Source organism: Akkermansiaceae bacterium (assembly GCA_017798145.1).
Classification (GTDB): Bacteria; Verrucomicrobiota; Verrucomicrobiia; order Verrucomicrobiales; family Akkermansiaceae; genus Luteolibacter.
Genome location: CP059069.1, coordinates 4278296 through 4293915 on the forward strand (window position 1 = coordinate 4278296; position 15620 = coordinate 4293915).

Sequence of the window (15620 nt, forward strand, 5' to 3'; positions counted from 1 at the left end):
CTTCCTTGCTTGTCAGCGGGCCAATTCCCTATCAGGATCAATGGGATTGAAAGTAGGGATACTGCTCAACCCGCAGAAACCGGCGGGACTGAAAACGATGCTCGCCTTGCGGGCGGCGCTGGTGGGGCGCGGCTGTGAGTGCATCCTGGATCACAGGACGGCCGAAATGGCAGGTGAAAAAGGCGGGGTCTCCGCGTCGCAATTCGCCGGGCTTGTCGATCTTGCGGCGGTGCTCGGCGGGGACGGCACGATGATGCACGCCGTCTCCCGTTTCGGGAAATTCGAGAAACCCGTGGCCGGCATAAACATCGGCAACCTCGGTTTCCTGACAAGCTGCACGGATGCGGACATCGAGGGCTTCGCCGATGCGGTGACTTCAGGCCGCTACTCGATCTGCCCCAGGGTTCTGCTTGAGGCGACGGTCATCCGTCCCGATGCCTCGACCGTCGTTTACCACGCATTGAACGAGGTCACCATGGCCCGCGGCGAGACCGGGCGCCTGGTGACGCTCAAGGCGATGGTCAACGGGGAGTGGCTCAACCGCTACCGCGCCGACGGCCTCATCGTCGCCACCCCGACCGGCTCCACCGCATACTCCCTTTCGGCAGGCGGCCCTCTCATCGCGCCGCAATCCTCGGTGATGGTCATCACCCCCATCTGCCCCCACAGCCTCAGCCAGAGGTCGCTGGTCCTGTCCGACGATTCCGTGATCGAAATCTCCCCAGAACGCGCCGACGACGGGCCGATGCTGTTCACCGTCGATGGGAGGGACACCACCCGTATCGATCCGGGCGACCGGGTGATTGTGAGGAAGTCCGACCGCACCTTCAATCTCCTGCGCTTGGAGGGGACTTCGTTTTACGAGGCACTACGGCAAAAGCTTGGCTGGCACTCTGTCTGAGGACGGCAGTGCGCCCTCGATGGCGTGGATGAGCCGGGCGCGAAGTTCAGCCGCAGCGGCGGCGTGTCGGCGTTGCTCCCATTCGTATTGCCTGCGCCCTTCCGGGGTTTCGATTTTCACCGGGACGACACCCCATGCGGAGAGATCATAGGGGCTGGCGCGCATGTCCAGATCGCGCAGTTCTGAGGCGAGCCGGAAGCTTTCCAGCAGAAGGGACGAACCGATCCAGGGCATGGATTTCGCGGCCCATTTGTAGAGATCCATGTTGGCATGGACGCAGCCCGGCTGCTCGTTTTCGTGGCGGGTTTCCAGGGATGGCTGGATGCGGTTGAATGGGCGTGCCTGCTTCGCGAAAAACCGGAACGCATCGTGGTGGGTGCAGGCGACGGGGCGGGACTCGATGAGCGCATCGATCTCCGCCTGCGGCAGCCGCAGCGGTGCCAGCGAGGCATGCCGTATCTCCTCGGCGCGGTAAACCATTGCCCATTCATGAAGCCCGTGGCAGGCAAAGTTCGGGGCGTGGGATTGCGTCGCGCGCAGCAGTCCGGCGATCCATTGGAGTCGCCCGCTTTCCTTATCGGAAAGCCGCGCCGGATCGGCGAAGCAGAGGTTTCCGTGGATCCGGTAGGCGTTCCCCCGGAATCGCTCCGGCAGGCTTTCCCGGTCTTGGAACTCAAGCGCGACACCTAGCCCCGGATGCCACTGCTCCAGCAGCGCGAACTTGTAGGGATAGTAATCGAAAAGGAAATCTTCCACTGGATGCCGCCGCCCGCGGTCACGACGAAGCCGGGCGGCTCCGGTGAAAACGCAAGCCGCCGCGAGGTGGGTGGAGGCGATCGCTTCCCACTCGTCCGTTCGGAGGATCTCCAGTCCCATGTTCAAACCATTCATCAAGCCGCGCCCAAAGAATCAAAAAACACGGGTCTTGGCAAAATTTTCCCTTGATTAAGAGCATTCTCCCGGCATACATTTCTGCCCCGCCGCAAGGCGCACATCCAAACGCGGGATGGAGAAGTCAGGTATCTCGTCAGGCTCATAACCTGAAGATCGTAGGTTCAAATCCTGCTCCCGCAACCAATGAAAGCCCCGTTCTACGGGGCTTTCTCCGTTTCAGGACACGGCACATCCGGCAAGCATCCGATGGCGAAAATCGCGCCGCGAAGAGAATCTAGATTTGAGCGGGCCGTTTTCCTTTCCATATACCGCAAATCGAATTCCCACACATGGATTCCGGCACTTTGACCTTCCCGTATTCCGGGCAAGTCGGTTAGAAACCCAATGACAGATGCCGACCCCTGAACAATCCGCCCGCGAAACCATCGACGCCATGTTGGCGGCGGCGGGCTGGGCGGTGCAGGACATCAAGGAACTGAACCTCGCCGCCTCGCGTGGCGTCGCTGTCCGCGAGATGCAATCCTTCAGCGGCTTTGCCGACTACATCCTCTTCGTCGATGGCAAGGCGCTCGGCATCGTCGAGGCGAAGAAAGTCGGCACCACGCTCTCCGCCGTCGCGGAGCAATCCGCCCGCTACACCACCGCGAAGAACTGGATCCCGCAGCGCTGGGCGGATCCGCTGCCCTTCACCTACCAGACCACCGGCGTCGAGACGAACTTCCGCGACCAGCGCGACCCCGACTCCCGCTCGCGCCCCGTCTTCGCCTTCCACCGGCCAGAGCACCTCGTCGATCTCGTCCAGCAGCCCGATACCCTCCGCGCCCGCCTCCGGAACTTCCCCGAGCTGAACACCGCACCGCTCCGCGACTGCCAGATCGACGCCATTTCGAACCTCGAAAAATCCCTCGCCGACAACCGCCCGCGCGCCCTCCTCCAGATGGCCACCGGCTCCGGCAAGACCTACACCGCCGTCACCCAGGCCTACCGCCTCATCAAGCACGCCGGAGCCAAGCGCATCCTCTTCCTCGTCGATCGCGGAAACCTCGGCCGCCAGACCGTCCGCGAGTTCCAGAACTTCACCACCCCCGACGACGGCCGCAGCTTCACCGACCTCTACAACGTCCAGATGCTCGGCCCCGCAGGCATCGATCCCGTCTGCAGCGTCACCGTCTCCACCATCCAGCGCCTCTACGCCCAGCTTGCGAACAACGCCCAGTTCGACGACGAGGCCGACGAGCACTCCGGCTACGAAGGCGCGGGCAGCACAGCAGGCAAGGAGCCGCTTCCCGTCACCTACAATCCCCGCATCCCCATCGAGTCCTTCGACTTCGTCATCGTCGATGAATGCCACCGCTCCATCTACAATCTCTGGAAGCAGGTTCTCGAATACTTCGACGCCTTCCTCATCGGCCTCACCGCCACCCCCAGCAAGGCCACCCTCGGCTTCTTCGACCAGAATCTCGTCACCGAGTATCCCCACGTCCAGGCCGTCGCCGATGGCGTCAACGTCGGCTACGACATCTACCGCATCAAGACCCGCGTCTCCGAGCAGGGCACCAAGCTCGATGCCGGCTTCGACTACCAGAAGCGCGACCGCCTCACCCGGGAGAAACGCTGGGCCGTCCAGGACGAGGAGGAATCCTTCCAGAAAACCCAGCTCGACCGCTCCGTCGTCGTCCCCGACCAGATCCGGAAGATCATCGCCACCTTCCGGGAAAAACTCTTCACCGATCTCTTTCCCGGCCGCACCGGCGACTGGGTGCCCAAGACCCTCATCTTCGCCAAGGACGACAACCACGCCGAGGACATCGTCAACCACGTCCGCGCGGAATTCGGCAAGGGCAACGACTTCTGCAAAAAGGTCACCTACAAGGCCAGCGGCAAGTCCGAGGACATCATCAAGGCCTTCCGCACCGCCCCCGAGTTCCGCATCGCCGTCACCGTCGACATGATCGCCACCGGCACCGACATCAAGCCCCTCGAGTGCCTGCTCTTCCTGCGCGATGTCCGCTCCCAGCTCTACTTCGAGCAGATGAAAGGGCGGGGGACACGCACCATCGATCCCACCGACCTCGCCACCGTCACCCCGGATGCCGGAGCCAAGACCCGCTTCGCCCTCGTCGATGCCGTCGGCGTCACCGAGTCCGACAAGACCGACTCCCGCCCCCTTGAGCGCAAGCCCACCGTCGCCTTCGACCAGCTTCTCAAAAACGTCGCCATCGGCCACCGCGACGAAGACACCCTCACCAGCCTCGCCAACCGCCTCGCCCGCCTCGACCGCTCGCTCAGCGATTCCGACAAAGCCGAACTCCAGGCCACCGGCGGCATCTCCCTCAAGCAGCTCGCCTCCGATCTCCTTAAAGCCACCGATCCCGACAACGTGGCGGCGGTTTCCAACCGCCATGCCAATCTCCCTCCCGAACAAGCCCTTCAAAAAGCCCGCGAGGAACTCGCAAACAAGGCCTCCGCCCCCATCGCCACCAATCCCGCCTTCCGCGACCTCCTCGAAAGCAAACGCCGCGACCGCGAGATCACCATCGACCACCTCGCCAGCGACGAAGTCCTCGAGACCGGCTACGACGAGGAAAAAGCCAAAGGCCTCATCACCAACTGGAAACAATTCCTCGAAGACAACCAGAACGAAATCACCGCCCTCCAGATCCTTTACAACAAGCCCCACGCCAAGCGGCACCTCGTTTACGAGGAACTCAAAGCCCTGGCCGAAGCCATCGCCCGTCCGCCCTATCACATCGCCCCCGCCGAAGTCTGGTCCGCCTACGAGCATCTGGAGAAACGCCCGCTCACCCGCAACCCCGTCAAGATCCTTACCAACCTCATCTCCCTCGTCCGCCACACCGCCGATCCCGAGCTCACCCCGCTCGCGCCATTCCCTGAACTCGTCGAAACCCGCTACCAGCAATGGCTCGCCCAACACGGGGAGCGCTTCAACGACGCCCAGCGCCAATGGCTAGCCGTCATAAAGAACTACGTCGCCCTCAACGGCGCCTTCGCCACCGACGACCAGGCCGCCTACCTCGATGCTTGGCAAAGCGTGGATTCCGATGAAGGCGTCCCCCTTGCTGTCGCCCGCAAAGCCTTCGGAGGCGATCCCAAGGACATCATCGAGGAACTCAACACCATCCTCGTCGCCTGATCGGTTAGTTCCTAATTTATCATAAAAGTGAAAAAGCCGGTTGAAATCGTCCTGAGTTCCATACATCTTGGTGAGGCACGCCGCGTGGTCACCCTCGGGATGGATGGCAAGGATCACGCGGACAGATTCCTCACCCAACTTCGGAAACATGACCGCAATCTATGGGATTTCATCCGGAAACGGATCCGGGCGGTGGCGAACCACGACCGCTATGCGAACGAACTCACCTTCAAGCACGTCGGGGAAGGGGTCTTCGAATTCAAGCGCCCCGGCATCCGACTCTACGCCTTCTACGATGAAATCGATGGAATCGGTCACCTGATTCTTTGCACGAACGGCGGCGGAAAGGGCAACCGAAAGGAACAGAACGCCGACATCCAATCCGCAAAAACCATCCGAAACGCCTATTTCAGCGCCAAACTACTCGAAGACACCCGCATCACCCTCGCCGAACCGAAACCATGAAGATCATTTACGAGAAAGTCAGCAATCCGCTCGCCGACGCCTTCGCCGAGCCGTTCTCCCTCGAGAGCGAAATCGAATTCTGCAAGCTTGAGGCCGTCGAGGAGCTCCTCCAGTTCATGAAGCGCGAAGGCATCAACCGCAGCGAACTCGCCGACCGCATGGGCGTACCTCCCTCCCGCATCACACGGCTGCTCAACGGCAGCGAAAACCTCACCATCGCCACCCTCGTCCGCGCCGGTCGTGCCGTCGGCGGTGAATTGAAGATCCGCTTCCAGCCCGCCGCAAAAAGCAAAGCCGCGAAACCCAAAGCCGCCGCAGCATCCACCTCCAAAGTCGCCGAAGATCCCACTCCCTACCGCGCGAAACGCAAACCCAAGGCGTGAAGAAAATCCTCATCATCGCCGGGCCCAACGGGGCGGGGAAGACCACCTTTGCGGAGGAACTCCTCCCAAACGAAGCGGGTTGCCCGGAATTCGTGAACGCCGATCTCATCGCCGCCGGGCTGAGCCCCTTCCAGCCGGAGCAGGTTGCTTTCACCGCAGGCCGGCTGATGCTGGAGAGGATGAGCGATCTTGTTTCGCGAGGGAAAAGTTTCGCCTTGGAGACCACGCTTTCCTCCCGCACCTACCTCCGCCTCATTCCACAGTGGAAGATGGCCGGATATACCGTGAAGCTCTGTTTCCTGAGACTCCCGGACGCCGGGTTCGCCGTGCAAAGGGTGGCGCAGAGGGTCTCCTTCGGAGGGCACAATATCCCCGTGGAAACAATCCACCGCCGCTACCTCCGTGGCTGGAAGCACCTGAAAGAGGATTACATTGGCATTGTCGATGAATGGGCGATTTACGATGCTTCCCACACGCCGCCAATCCTCATGGAAACGGGCGATAACTCCGCCTCTGAAAAGCTTATGGAAGATGTCACCCTTTACCGCACAGACTCTGGCAAGCCCACGCCTGTGAAGCCGCTCAACGATCCCGACTTCATCGGCATGGACGCGGCCATCAAGCGTGCCTCCGCCAAAGCCATCGCGAAAGCCCGCGCCGCTGGCTTGGAACCCATCGTCAGCAATCCCGAGGATCTCCCCAAACAACCCTGATGCCCCGCGCCCGCTCCAACGCCTCTCCCTCGGCCGCCGTAGCCTTGGCGGAGGAGGAAGCCCCAAAGGGGCGAAAGACCCCAGCCCAGGGCAACTCCCTGGGTCACTCACCCCCGGAGAATCAGAGCCCTGTAGGGGCGGCACAAGTTTGGACGATCGTGAAGCTTGAAGACGTTGCCGATATTCGTTCTGGAAACGGATTTCCAAAAAAGTATCAGGGTCGCACTGAAGGTGAATTGCCCTTTTTCAAAGTAGGTGACATTTCGCGTCATTGGCAGAAGGGCATGATCACCCTGACAAGAGGCGAGCATTATCTTACGCGAACCGAGGTAAAAGCAATCCGTGCCAAGACACTTCCAGAGGGCTCGGTGGTCTTTGCAAAGATTGGAGCTGCTGTTGCACTGAATCGCCGCGCAATTCTCGGTGTAGAGTCACTTGTGGATAATAATGTGATGGCGCTGGTTCCATCGGCCATGACCACTTCTCGTTTCTTGTTCTATTTCATGTGCCAAGTTGATCTTGGTGCATCGACACGAGGTGGAGCGGTTCCTAGCCTGCGAAGAGGGGACGTTGCAGATTTGGAGCTCCCACTCCCCCCCCTCCCCGAACAACGCCGCATCGTGGCGCGGATTGAGGAACTCTTTTCGCGGCTCGACGCCGGCGTCGCCGCCTTGCGCCACGCCAAAGCCCAACTCCAACGCTACCGCCAATCCGTCCTCGCCGCCGCCGTCACCGGCCAACTCACCCAAGCCTGGCGCGAACAACACCCCCAAGGTGAGCCTGCAACCGAAATGTTGGGTGACCTGCTTGACCGTTTGGCGAATGGGACAACCGCTGAACAGAGTAAAGAGCCGCCCGGGATCCCAGTTTCCCGGATCGAAACCATTTCTAATGCGACGATCAACTACAAGAGAGTTCGATACGTTCGAGAAATCGACCGGGAGAAGTGCGCCCAATTCATGGTCCGCGACGGCGATATCCTGTTTAGCCACATCAATAGCGATTTGCACCTTGGAAAGACCGCAGTCGCAATTGGGAACCGCGAGCTTCTACACGGGATGAACCTCCTGCTGATGCGGCCCTGCGAACGGATCAACGCCAAGTATCTAAACTATGTTCTCACCCACTTGCGGTTCTCCGGGTATTTCATGAGTATCGCTCAGCATGCAGTAAATCAATCATCTCTAAACCAGAAAAAGCTTATGGCGATCCCGATTCCCGTGCCGGCCATCGCCGAACAACGTCAGGTCGTCGCCGAAGTCGAAGCCCGCACCACCGCCATCGACCACCTCGAAGCCGAACTCGACCGCCAAATCACCCGCTCCAACCGCCTCCGCCAATCTACACTTGCCGCGGCTTTCTCTGGCAAGATTTTCTAACAATGCCTACCTTATTATGATTACGAAAATCTACGTTGACGGCTTCAAGAGCCTAAAGGAATTTGAACTCAATTTTGACCACGGTCTAAATATTCTAGTCGGTCCGAATGGCGCCGGTAAAACGAACATAGTTTCCTTTTTCGAATTTATTGCCCACCTGATGGACACTGACGCATCAGAAGCTACAAGTCGCACTGGTGGTGCTGGCGCTGTTTTTCGGCGTGTAGGAACAACCTATGAACGCACTATCACAGCACGGATTTACGGGTGTGTTCCGGTCGAAGTCCGACGCACACGCCGGGAACAGAAGCTAGGCAGTGAAGAGGAGAAGCCATTCTGCGGTTACGAGTATTCGTTTTCGCTCGTGTTCCCAGAAGAAGCGGACAGTGTATTCTTCAAGACGCAACGACTGAAGCTGGTTAGGCTAGATAGGTTCACTAAGGGCGAAGATCTGGTAAAAATCGAAAAGTGGGGTCTTGATCTTGAAGCTAGGTTTCAAACCGACGGGACAACAGAAGTAACCACAAATGCATTTGATGACTCTCTCCTAGAATTTCCATACTATCCGAGGAGAGTCAAGGCGGGCGGGAACAACCCCGACGTCCCCAAACCTGAGGAGGTAATTGCCGAAATTCTTGAGAGCGGCACAATCTCACTTGTTCCAGCAATCTCCCGCTATACGCCAAACCTATGGGCGATATCCAGAGATCTAACAGGCGGGCAAATTTATAACGTGGTTCCGTCAAAATTGAAACTGCCTGAGGATAGCGCCCGGGCTCCGGGAATCTCACGAGACGGATCAGGCTTGGCCGCGACCCTCTACGCTTTGCAACGGAGCAAGAACCCACCTACGCTCACCCACATTCCGTATTTCTACCATCATGGCCGACACCAGTATGATCCGAGCGGCATGGATCAGCTGAAGGCATACCTTGGACTGGTAAATTCTACCGTCGAAGATATTTTGGTAGAAAATGATGCCTTTGAGAATCTCCTGAGAGTGAGGTTCAAGGTTCATAGCGGTGAATACGAGGCATCCTTACCCCTTGCCCTCATGAGCGACGGGACTCTCAAATGGCTGGCCGTAGTTACGGCGGCTATCACCGCGCCATCTGTCTTCTGCATCGAAGAGCCTGAAAACTATCTACATCCCCAAATGCAGGGTCAGATCGTCACAATTCTTCGAGAAATCCTTTTTCAAGACGATTCCCATCGATTCACCTTAATGACGACACACAGCGAGACACTGCTCAATCATTGCAGGCCCGAAGAACTGATAATTGTTTCAATGTCCGGCGGACACACTCGCGCCAATAGGTGTTCAAATGCGGCAGACGTTTCGAATGAGATTAGCCGCACTGGATTCGGTCTTGGTTACTATTATGTTAGCGACGCCCTTCAAAATGATTAAGAAACCCGCATACTTAGTTGAGGGCAACATGGAACAGAAGTTTATCCAGATTGTTTGTCCAAGTGCACCTGTTCAGAGGATTAATTGCAACGGAGATAGTGTATGTTTGGAATCAATAGCTAAACGTGTCGGATCCCTCGGGCGGCTTCTTCACAAACGATACTCGCCGCTGGTTGTGATTTTTGATCGCGAAAGGCGACAAGAAACTGTAGCCGAGATCCGAGAGGAGTTTTTGAAACACCTGTCCAAGGAGGGTCTCGATACGCAGGTTATTGTAGGGATCCCGGATCGAGATATTGAGAATTGGATTCTCGCGGACTACGCTACCTTCGCCGGTGCTGCAAAGATCGATGCTGAGCTTATTCCGCCTTCTTTTGAGGGTGAAAAGGGGAAATCAATAATTAAGAAGCTCAACCAATCCGATCAGCCCTACGTGGAAACGGTTCATGGTGTCACTTGGCTGAAATCTTGCCGCCCAGACATTATGCGTAAGAATAGTCCCAGTTTTGCAGAATTCGCAGACGCTCTCACTGATCTTTCGTGTTGGTGGCTAGACCAGAAACACCTTTCGTGACGCCTCACACCTAGCTGTAATTTTTGATTTTTAAGAAACTCTATTTATCTCATGCCCGACTCCTCCTCCATCGTTTCCAAAGTCTGGAACTACGCCCACGTCCTCAAGAACGCGGGGGTGGGTTACGGCGACTACATCGAGCAGATCACCTACCTGCTATTCCTCAAGCTCGCCGACGAGATGACCGAGCTGGGCTTTGACAAGCCATCCAATTTCCGATGACTTCTGATTCGGATCCCGTGTTGCCCGTGACCAGTCACCGTTTCCTCGACGAAGCGGGCGACACCACGTTTTTTGGCAAAGGGAGAATTCCCATTGTCGGCCAGCCGGGCATTTCTCTGTCGTTTTCGATCGGGATGGTGAAATTCAATGGGGATCTCAATGAGGTTCGGGATCAGGTGCGGGCATTGCAGAATGAGGTTCTGGAAGATCGTTACCTGAATGTCATACCGAGTATTCGTAAGAAGTGCCAGGGCAAGGGGTTCTATTTTCACGCCACAGACGACCCACCAGAAGTAAGGGAACGGTTTTTCCGTTTCATCGAGGGCTTGGACTGCTCGGTGGAGGTGATGGTGGCGAGAAAGATTCCTGCGCTTTTCACCTCCAAGCACAATGGCAAGGATGCCGAGTTCTATGCCGATCTGCTGTCGCACCTGCTCAAAAACAAGCTGAAGATGGATCAGAAACTGGTGCTCAACATCGCGGAGCGGGGCAACAGCACGAAGAATGCGAACTTGGAACGTGCGCTCGTAAAAGCGACCGAGAGACACGCGAAGAAACACGGCCTTGGAGATATTGCCTGCAAGGTCGTCTTTAACGTTCAGAACCATCATACGGAACCCCTCCTCAATGTGGCGGACTACTTGTGCTGGGCAGTCCAGAGGGTTTTCGAACGTGGAGAGACCCGATACTACGATTTCCTAAACGAGAAGATTAGCTTGGTGGTGGATCTCTATGACTCACCATCGTATCCTGGAAACCGCCACTACCACACCCGCAAAAACCCGCTCACCTCAGCCAAAAAATTAAGCCCGCCATCACCCTGAGAAGGTTACCCTTCGACGACATGGAGTCGGAATTCAGGTGCGGCAGGCCCGAGGCAAGATCCCACAAGCTCCAAGAACCCGCAAGTTCAAATTTCCTACCACCTTCAAACTAAGCCACTCTTCGGATTTACCAACCATGTCCAACGACAACTCAGTCTCCATCGTCTCCAAAGTCTGGAACTACCCTCCTTCGCCCTCCGGGCTACGGCGGGCAGGCGCCCACGTCCTCAAGAACGCGGGGGTCGGACTCCATCGCCGTCAGCGTCCGAGTGATTGCCTGCGATTGGAGATGCGCGCGTTCCTAAAGAATTCTTCGGGGAAAATGGAGTTCTCGCGCTGCAGGATGGCGGGATCCTCACCGGCCTTGAGGCGTTCCTCATCGGCACGGCGGGACGCACGCTTTTCAGCGTCGCGCGATTCGCGGTTGAATTTTTCCGATGGTTTCATGGCTGCCGGTTTGTTGAATCCGTCTCTCTGACTTCCGATACGTTACACTTTTTCATTCCACCTGTCCACCCCGCCCATTTCATGTCCGACAACTCCGCATCCATCGTCTCCAAAGTCTGGAACTACGCCCACGTCCTCAAGAACGCGGGGGTGGGTTACGGCGACTACATCGAGCAGATCACGTATCTGCTCTTTCTCAAGCTCGCCGACGAGATGACCGAGCTGGGCTTCGACAACCCCATCCCCGGCGCCTTTGCCTGGGGCGTGTTGAGTGGCAAGAGCGGCGACGACCTCGAAATCCACTACCGCCACACCCTTGAGAACCTCGGCAAGGAACCCGGACTTGTTGGGATCATTTTCCGCAAGGCACAGAACAAGATCTCCAACCCCTCCGACCTCCAGCGCGTCATCAAGATGATCGCTGACGAGGATTGGTCCGGGATGGACGTGGACATCAAGGGCGCGATCTACGAAGGCCTGCTCGAAAAGACCGCCAGCTCCTCCGACAAGGGAGCCGGCCAATATTTCACACCCCGCCCGCTCATCCGCGCCATTGTCGATGTGATGGCTCCGAAGCCGGGGCAGGTGATAGGCGATCCCGCCTGCGGCACCGGCGGCTTCCTGCTCGCCGCCCACGACTTCATCCAGGAGCACAACAAACTCAGCAAGCCGGAGATCAAGCACCTCAGGACGGAAGCCCTGCGCGGCACCGACATCGTCCCCGGCGTCGTCAGCCTCTGCGCGATGAACCTCTACCTCCACGGCATCGGCTCCACCGCCGACGCCAACGACCCGCCCGTGGACCGCGCCGACGCCCTCGCCCAGCCCAGCGGCCGGAAGTTCGACATGATCCTCGCCAACCCGCCCTTCGGCAAGAAAGGCGGCTACACCATCGTCGGCGACGACGGTAAGATCAGCACCGAGAAGCAGGAATACGAGCGCGACGAATTCTGGGCGACCACCAGCAACAAGCAGCTCAACTTCCTCCAGCACATCGTCAGCGAGCTCAAGATCGGCGGCACCGCAGCCGTCGTCCTCCCCGACAACGTCCTCTTCGAAGGCGGAGCCGGGGAAACCATCCGCCGCGAACTCCTCAAGCGCTGCAACGTCCACACCCTCCTGCGCCTGCCCACCGGCATCTTCTACGCCCAGGGAGTCAAAGCCAACGTCCTCTTCTTCGAGCGCAAGGAAGCCAGCGAAAAGCCCTGGACCCAAGACCTCTGGATCTACGACCTCCGCACCAACCAGCACTTCACCCTCAAAACCAACCCGCTCGCCAACAAAGACCTCGACGACTTCAAAGCCTGTTACACAGGTAGGGACGCCTCGCCGCAGGCGTCCGAAGAAGGCAAGAAAGCCACCACCCCGAAGACGGACAGCTCGGAGAGCCGTCCCTGCCTATATCAACGCAAGGAAACCGACCGCTTCAGGAAATTCACCTACGAGGAGATCATCGCCCGAGACAAAGCCAACCTAGACATCCTCTGGCTCAAGGACGACAGCCTGGAAGACAGCGAGAATCTCCCGGCCCCGGCCTTGCTGGCGGCGGAGATCGTGGAGAGTTTGGAAGCAGCGTTGGCGGAGTTCCGGGCGGTGGAGGAGGCGCTGGCAGAACCAGAAGCCAATTGAACCATGCCCTCTGCAAATTCGGAGAAAACGAACTCAACGCTGTCGAATAACCTACGATGGCTGCGCTAAAGATCCGCGAGCGACAGGATCTTCAAAGGCTGCAGGAGGATAACATCGATGTGATCTCTGCCGGAACGCTTGTGATCTCGGAGGAGTATTCGGGCTGGTCGGGAAGCCTGAGACGGATCGATCTCCCGGGGATCGATCCGGACGGGACGCTGGTCGTCTTTGAGCTGAAACGAACGGAAGACGGTGGGCACATGGATCTTCGGGGAATCCGGGATGCTGCGTAGCTTGGGTGGAAAGGGGATCCCGTGTTCACCGAGGTGGTTCCAAAAAACGCCGATGGGTCAGCTACAGGGCTGCGAGGATGGTGTTGAGAGTTTCGCTGGGGCGGAGGGCGGCGTTGGCCTTGGCGTCGTCGGGGAGGTAGTATCCGCCGAGATCGACGGGGCTGCCTTGGACGGCGTTGAGTTCGGAAACGATCTTGGCCTCGTTTTCGGAGAGGGCTTTGGCGATGGGGGTGAAGAGGGCTTTGAGGGCGGCATCTGAGTCCTGTGCGGCGAGCGCCTGCGCCCAATAGAGTGCGAGGTAGAAGTGGGAGCCGCGGTTGTCGATGGTGCCGAGCTTGCGGCCGGGGGAGCGGTCGTTTTCGAGGAAGAGGCCGGTGGCGGCGTCGAGGGTCTCGGCGAGGGTTTTCGCGGAGGGGTTGCCTGCGGTCTCGGCGAGGTGCTCGAAGGATGCGGCGAGGGCGAAGAACTCTCCGAGGGAGTCCCAGCGGAGGTAGTTTTCCTCGGTGAACTGCTCGACGTGCTTCGGCGCGGAGCCGCCGGCGCCGGTTTCGAAGAGTCCGCCGCCGTTCATGAGGGGGACGATGGAGAGCATCTTCGCGGAGGTGCCGACCTCGAGGATGGGGAAGAGGTCGGTGAGGTAGTCGCGGAGGACGTTCCCGGTGACGGAAATGGTATCGAGGCCTTGGACGATGCGTTCGAGGGTTTTCCGGCAGGCTTCGGCGGGTGGGAGGATGGAAATGTCGAGGCCGGTGGTGTCGTGGTCGGCGAGGTAGGTTTTCACCTTGGCGATGATTTCGGCATCGTGGGCACGGGCTTCGTCGAGCCAGAAGATGGCGGGGGTTTGCGAGAGGCGGGCGCGGTTGACGGCGAGCTTCACCCAATCCTGGACGGAAGCGTCCTTGGTCTGGCAGGCGCGCCAGATATCGCCCTTTTGCACGGTGTGCTCGAGGAGGGTTTTTCCGGACGAGTCCGTGACGCGGACGGTGCCGTCTGCGGGTATCTCGAAGGTCTTGTTGTGGGATCCGTATTCCTCGGCGGCCTTGGCCATGAGGCCGACGTTGGGGACGGAGCCCATGGTGCGTGGGTCGAGCGCGCCGTTCTCGCGGCAGTAGTCGATGACCGTCTGATAGACACCGGCGTAGGAGGAGTCCGGGATCACGGCCAGGGTGTCCTGCTGCTTGCCTGCGGCGTTCCACATCTGGCCGGAGGTGCGTATCATGGCGGGCATGGAGGCATCGACGATGACGTCGGAGGGGACGTGGAGGTTGGTGATGCCCTTGTCGGAATTGACCATCGCGAGCGCGGGGCCGTTCTCGTAGGCCTTGGCGATGTCCGCCTCGATGGCGGCCTTCTTGTCGGCGGGGAGGGATTGGATTTTCGCGACGAGATCGCCGAAGCCGTTGTTGTAGTCGATGTTGAGCGGGGCGAGGGTATCGGCGTGGATGGCGATGAGGTCCTTGAAGAAGACCTTGACCGCATGGCCGAAGATGATGGGGTCGGAAACCTTCATCATCGTGGCCTTCATGTGGAGTGAGAAGAGGACTCCGGAGAGCTTCGCCTCGGCGATCTGGGAGTCGAGGAAGGTGGTGAGCGCCTCCCTGGAGATGAAGGTGCCGTCGAGGATTTCACCGGCAAGGAGCGGTGTGGATTCCTTGAGGACGGTGGTGGTGCCGTCAGCGGCGATGAGTTCGATTTTCGCGTCGGTGGCGGCGGTGACGGTGAGGGATTTCTCGTTGGAGAAGAAATCGCCCTTGCCGGCCATGGTGCCGACGTTGGTCTTGGAGTCCTTGGCCCAGGCGCCCATGGAGTGGGGGTGTTTGCGGGCGTATTCCTTGACGGCTTTGGGGGCGCGGCGGTCGGAATTGCCCTCGCGGAGGACGGGGTTGACGGCGGAGCCCATGACTTTCGCGAAGCGGGAGCGGATTTCCGATTCTTCCTCGGTGGAGGGGTTTTCGGGGAAGGAGGGGATGGGGAAACCTTTTTCCTGGAGTTCCTTGATCGCCGCCTTGAGCTGCGGGACGGATGCGGAGATGTTGGGGAGCTTGATGATGTTCGCATCCGGCTGGAGGGTCATTTTGCCAAGTTCCGCGAGATGGTCGGCGATCTGTTGATCGACGGAGAGCAGATCGGGGAATTGTGCGAGGATGCGGCCGGCCAGGGAGATGTCGCGGGTTTCCACGGTGATGGCCGCCGATTTCGCAAAGGCCTGGACGATGGGGAGCAGGGAGTAGGTGGCCAGGGCGGGGGCCTCGTCGGTCTTGGTGTAGATGATGGTGTTGGACATGGTGCTTCGGGCTTCGATAGGGGAATGCGGTGGGAGGGTCAAGGCGG

15 protein-coding genes and 1 tRNA gene are annotated in these 15620 nt (G+C 59.0%); 13 read left to right on the plus strand and 3 right to left on the minus strand.

What is annotated here, in order from left to right; translation table 11 throughout:
- Positions 1–40 precede the first annotated feature (40 nt).
- Positions 41–901: an NAD(+)/NADH kinase gene (locus HZ994_18300; protein QTN34188.1), complete on the plus strand. Its 861-nt coding sequence runs from the start codon at positions 41–43 to the stop codon at positions 899–901.
- Here HZ994_18300 and HZ994_18305 read toward each other — a convergent pair.
- On the minus strand, positions 869–1777 hold the full coding sequence (locus tag HZ994_18305) for a 3-methyladenine DNA glycosylase (protein ID QTN34189.1): 909 nt from the start codon (positions 1775–1777) through the stop codon (positions 869–871). The two genes, HZ994_18300 and HZ994_18305, sit on opposite strands and share 33 nt — an antisense overlap.
- 124 nt (positions 1778–1901) lie before the next feature.
- Here HZ994_18305 and HZ994_18310 point away from each other — a divergent pair.
- From HZ994_18310 to HZ994_18355, 10 genes are all read left to right on the plus strand, one after another.
- Positions 1902–1978, plus strand: a tRNA-Met gene (locus tag HZ994_18310).
- Positions 1979–2186: 208 nt separating this feature from the next.
- A complete protein-coding gene (locus tag HZ994_18315) occupies positions 2187–4949 on the plus strand; it encodes a DEAD/DEAH box helicase family protein (GenBank protein QTN34190.1) in 2763 nt (920 codons plus the stop codon).
- A gap of 27 nt (positions 4950–4976) precedes the next feature.
- Positions 4977–5414 carry a hypothetical protein gene (locus HZ994_18320; protein QTN34191.1) on the plus strand — a complete coding sequence of 146 codons (438 nt, stop codon included), beginning with the start codon at positions 4977–4979 and terminating at the stop codon, positions 5412–5414.
- Positions 5411–5797: a helix-turn-helix domain-containing protein gene (locus HZ994_18325; GenBank protein QTN34192.1), complete on the plus strand. Its 387-nt coding sequence runs from the start codon at positions 5411–5413 to the stop codon at positions 5795–5797. The genes HZ994_18320 and HZ994_18325 overlap by 4 nt, the downstream gene beginning before the upstream one ends.
- The gene (locus tag HZ994_18330) at positions 5794–6510 is read left to right on the plus strand and encodes an AAA family ATPase (protein QTN34193.1); all 717 of its coding nucleotides are present in this window, start codon (positions 5794–5796) and stop codon (positions 6508–6510) included. Before HZ994_18325 ends, HZ994_18330 begins: the two co-directional genes overlap by 4 nt.
- Complete coding sequence (locus tag HZ994_18335) at positions 6510–7889, plus strand: restriction endonuclease subunit S (GenBank protein ID QTN34194.1); 1380 nt, start codon at positions 6510–6512, stop codon at positions 7887–7889. The genes HZ994_18330 and HZ994_18335 overlap by 1 nt, the downstream gene beginning before the upstream one ends.
- A gap of 16 nt (positions 7890–7905) precedes the next feature.
- Complete coding sequence (locus HZ994_18340; GenBank protein QTN34195.1) at positions 7906–9300, plus strand: AAA family ATPase; 1395 nt, start codon at positions 7906–7908, stop codon at positions 9298–9300.
- Complete coding sequence (locus tag HZ994_18345; GenBank protein ID QTN34196.1) at positions 9293–9874, plus strand: DUF4276 family protein; 582 nt, start codon at positions 9293–9295, stop codon at positions 9872–9874. Before HZ994_18340 ends, HZ994_18345 begins: the two co-directional genes overlap by 8 nt.
- A 51-nt stretch (positions 9875–9925) precedes the next feature.
- Complete coding sequence (locus HZ994_18350) at positions 9926–10096, plus strand: type I restriction-modification system subunit M N-terminal domain-containing protein (GenBank protein QTN30776.1); 171 nt, start codon at positions 9926–9928, stop codon at positions 10094–10096.
- 17 nt (positions 10097–10113) lie between these two features.
- Complete coding sequence (locus HZ994_18355) at positions 10114–10920, plus strand: DUF3800 domain-containing protein (protein ID QTN34197.1); 807 nt, start codon at positions 10114–10116, stop codon at positions 10918–10920.
- A 258-nt stretch (positions 10921–11178) separates the two neighbouring features.
- Here HZ994_18355 and HZ994_18360 read toward each other — a convergent pair whose 3' ends face one another.
- Positions 11179–11367, minus strand: a complete 189-nt coding sequence (locus HZ994_18360) for a hypothetical protein (GenBank protein ID QTN34198.1) — start codon at positions 11365–11367, stop codon at positions 11179–11181.
- A gap of 81 nt (positions 11368–11448) precedes the next feature.
- Between HZ994_18360 and HZ994_18365 the strand changes: the two genes are divergently transcribed.
- Positions 11449–12996, plus strand: a complete 1548-nt coding sequence (locus tag HZ994_18365) for an SAM-dependent DNA methyltransferase (protein ID QTN34199.1) — start codon at positions 11449–11451, stop codon at positions 12994–12996.
- A 56-nt stretch (positions 12997–13052) separates the two neighbouring features.
- Positions 13053–13289, plus strand: a complete 237-nt coding sequence (locus tag HZ994_18370) for a hypothetical protein (GenBank protein ID QTN34200.1) — start codon at positions 13053–13055, stop codon at positions 13287–13289.
- Between the two features lie 61 nt (positions 13290–13350).
- Here the strand turns inward: HZ994_18370 and HZ994_18375 are convergent, their stop codons facing one another.
- Positions 13351–15573 (minus strand): NADP-dependent isocitrate dehydrogenase, encoded by a 2223-nt coding sequence (locus HZ994_18375; GenBank protein QTN34201.1) that lies wholly within the window; start codon positions 15571–15573, stop codon positions 13351–13353.
- Between the last annotated feature and the right edge of the window lie 47 nt (positions 15574–15620).

Bases quoted from the DNA above. Each gene is read 5' to 3' on its own strand.
- HZ994_18300 (QTN34188.1), top strand. From the start codon at position 41: ATGGGATTGAAAGTAGGGATACTGCTCAACCCGCAGAAACCGGCGGGA.
- HZ994_18305 (QTN34189.1), bottom strand. From the start codon at position 1,777: ATGGGACTGGAGATCCTCCGAACGGACGAGTGGGAAGCGATCGCCTCC.
- HZ994_18315 (QTN34190.1), top strand. From the start codon at position 2,187: ATGCCGACCCCTGAACAATCCGCCCGCGAAACCATCGACGCCATGTTG.
- HZ994_18325 (QTN34192.1), top strand. From the start codon at position 5,411: ATGAAGATCATTTACGAGAAAGTCAGCAATCCGCTCGCCGACGCCTTC.
- HZ994_18335 (QTN34194.1), top strand. From the start codon at position 6,510: ATGCCCCGCGCCCGCTCCAACGCCTCTCCCTCGGCCGCCGTAGCCTTG.
- HZ994_18340 (QTN34195.1), top strand. From the start codon at position 7,906: ATGATTACGAAAATCTACGTTGACGGCTTCAAGAGCCTAAAGGAATTT.
- HZ994_18345 (QTN34196.1), top strand. From the start codon at position 9,293: ATGATTAAGAAACCCGCATACTTAGTTGAGGGCAACATGGAACAGAAG.
- HZ994_18350 (QTN30776.1), top strand. From the start codon at position 9,926: ATGCCCGACTCCTCCTCCATCGTTTCCAAAGTCTGGAACTACGCCCAC.
- HZ994_18360 (QTN34198.1), bottom strand. From the start codon at position 11,367: ATGAAACCATCGGAAAAATTCAACCGCGAATCGCGCGACGCTGAAAAG.
- HZ994_18365 (QTN34199.1), top strand. From the start codon at position 11,449: ATGTCCGACAACTCCGCATCCATCGTCTCCAAAGTCTGGAACTACGCC.
- HZ994_18370 (QTN34200.1), top strand. From the start codon at position 13,053: ATGGCTGCGCTAAAGATCCGCGAGCGACAGGATCTTCAAAGGCTGCAG.
- HZ994_18375 (QTN34201.1), bottom strand. From the start codon at position 15,573: ATGTCCAACACCATCATCTACACCAAGACCGACGAGGCCCCCGCCCTG.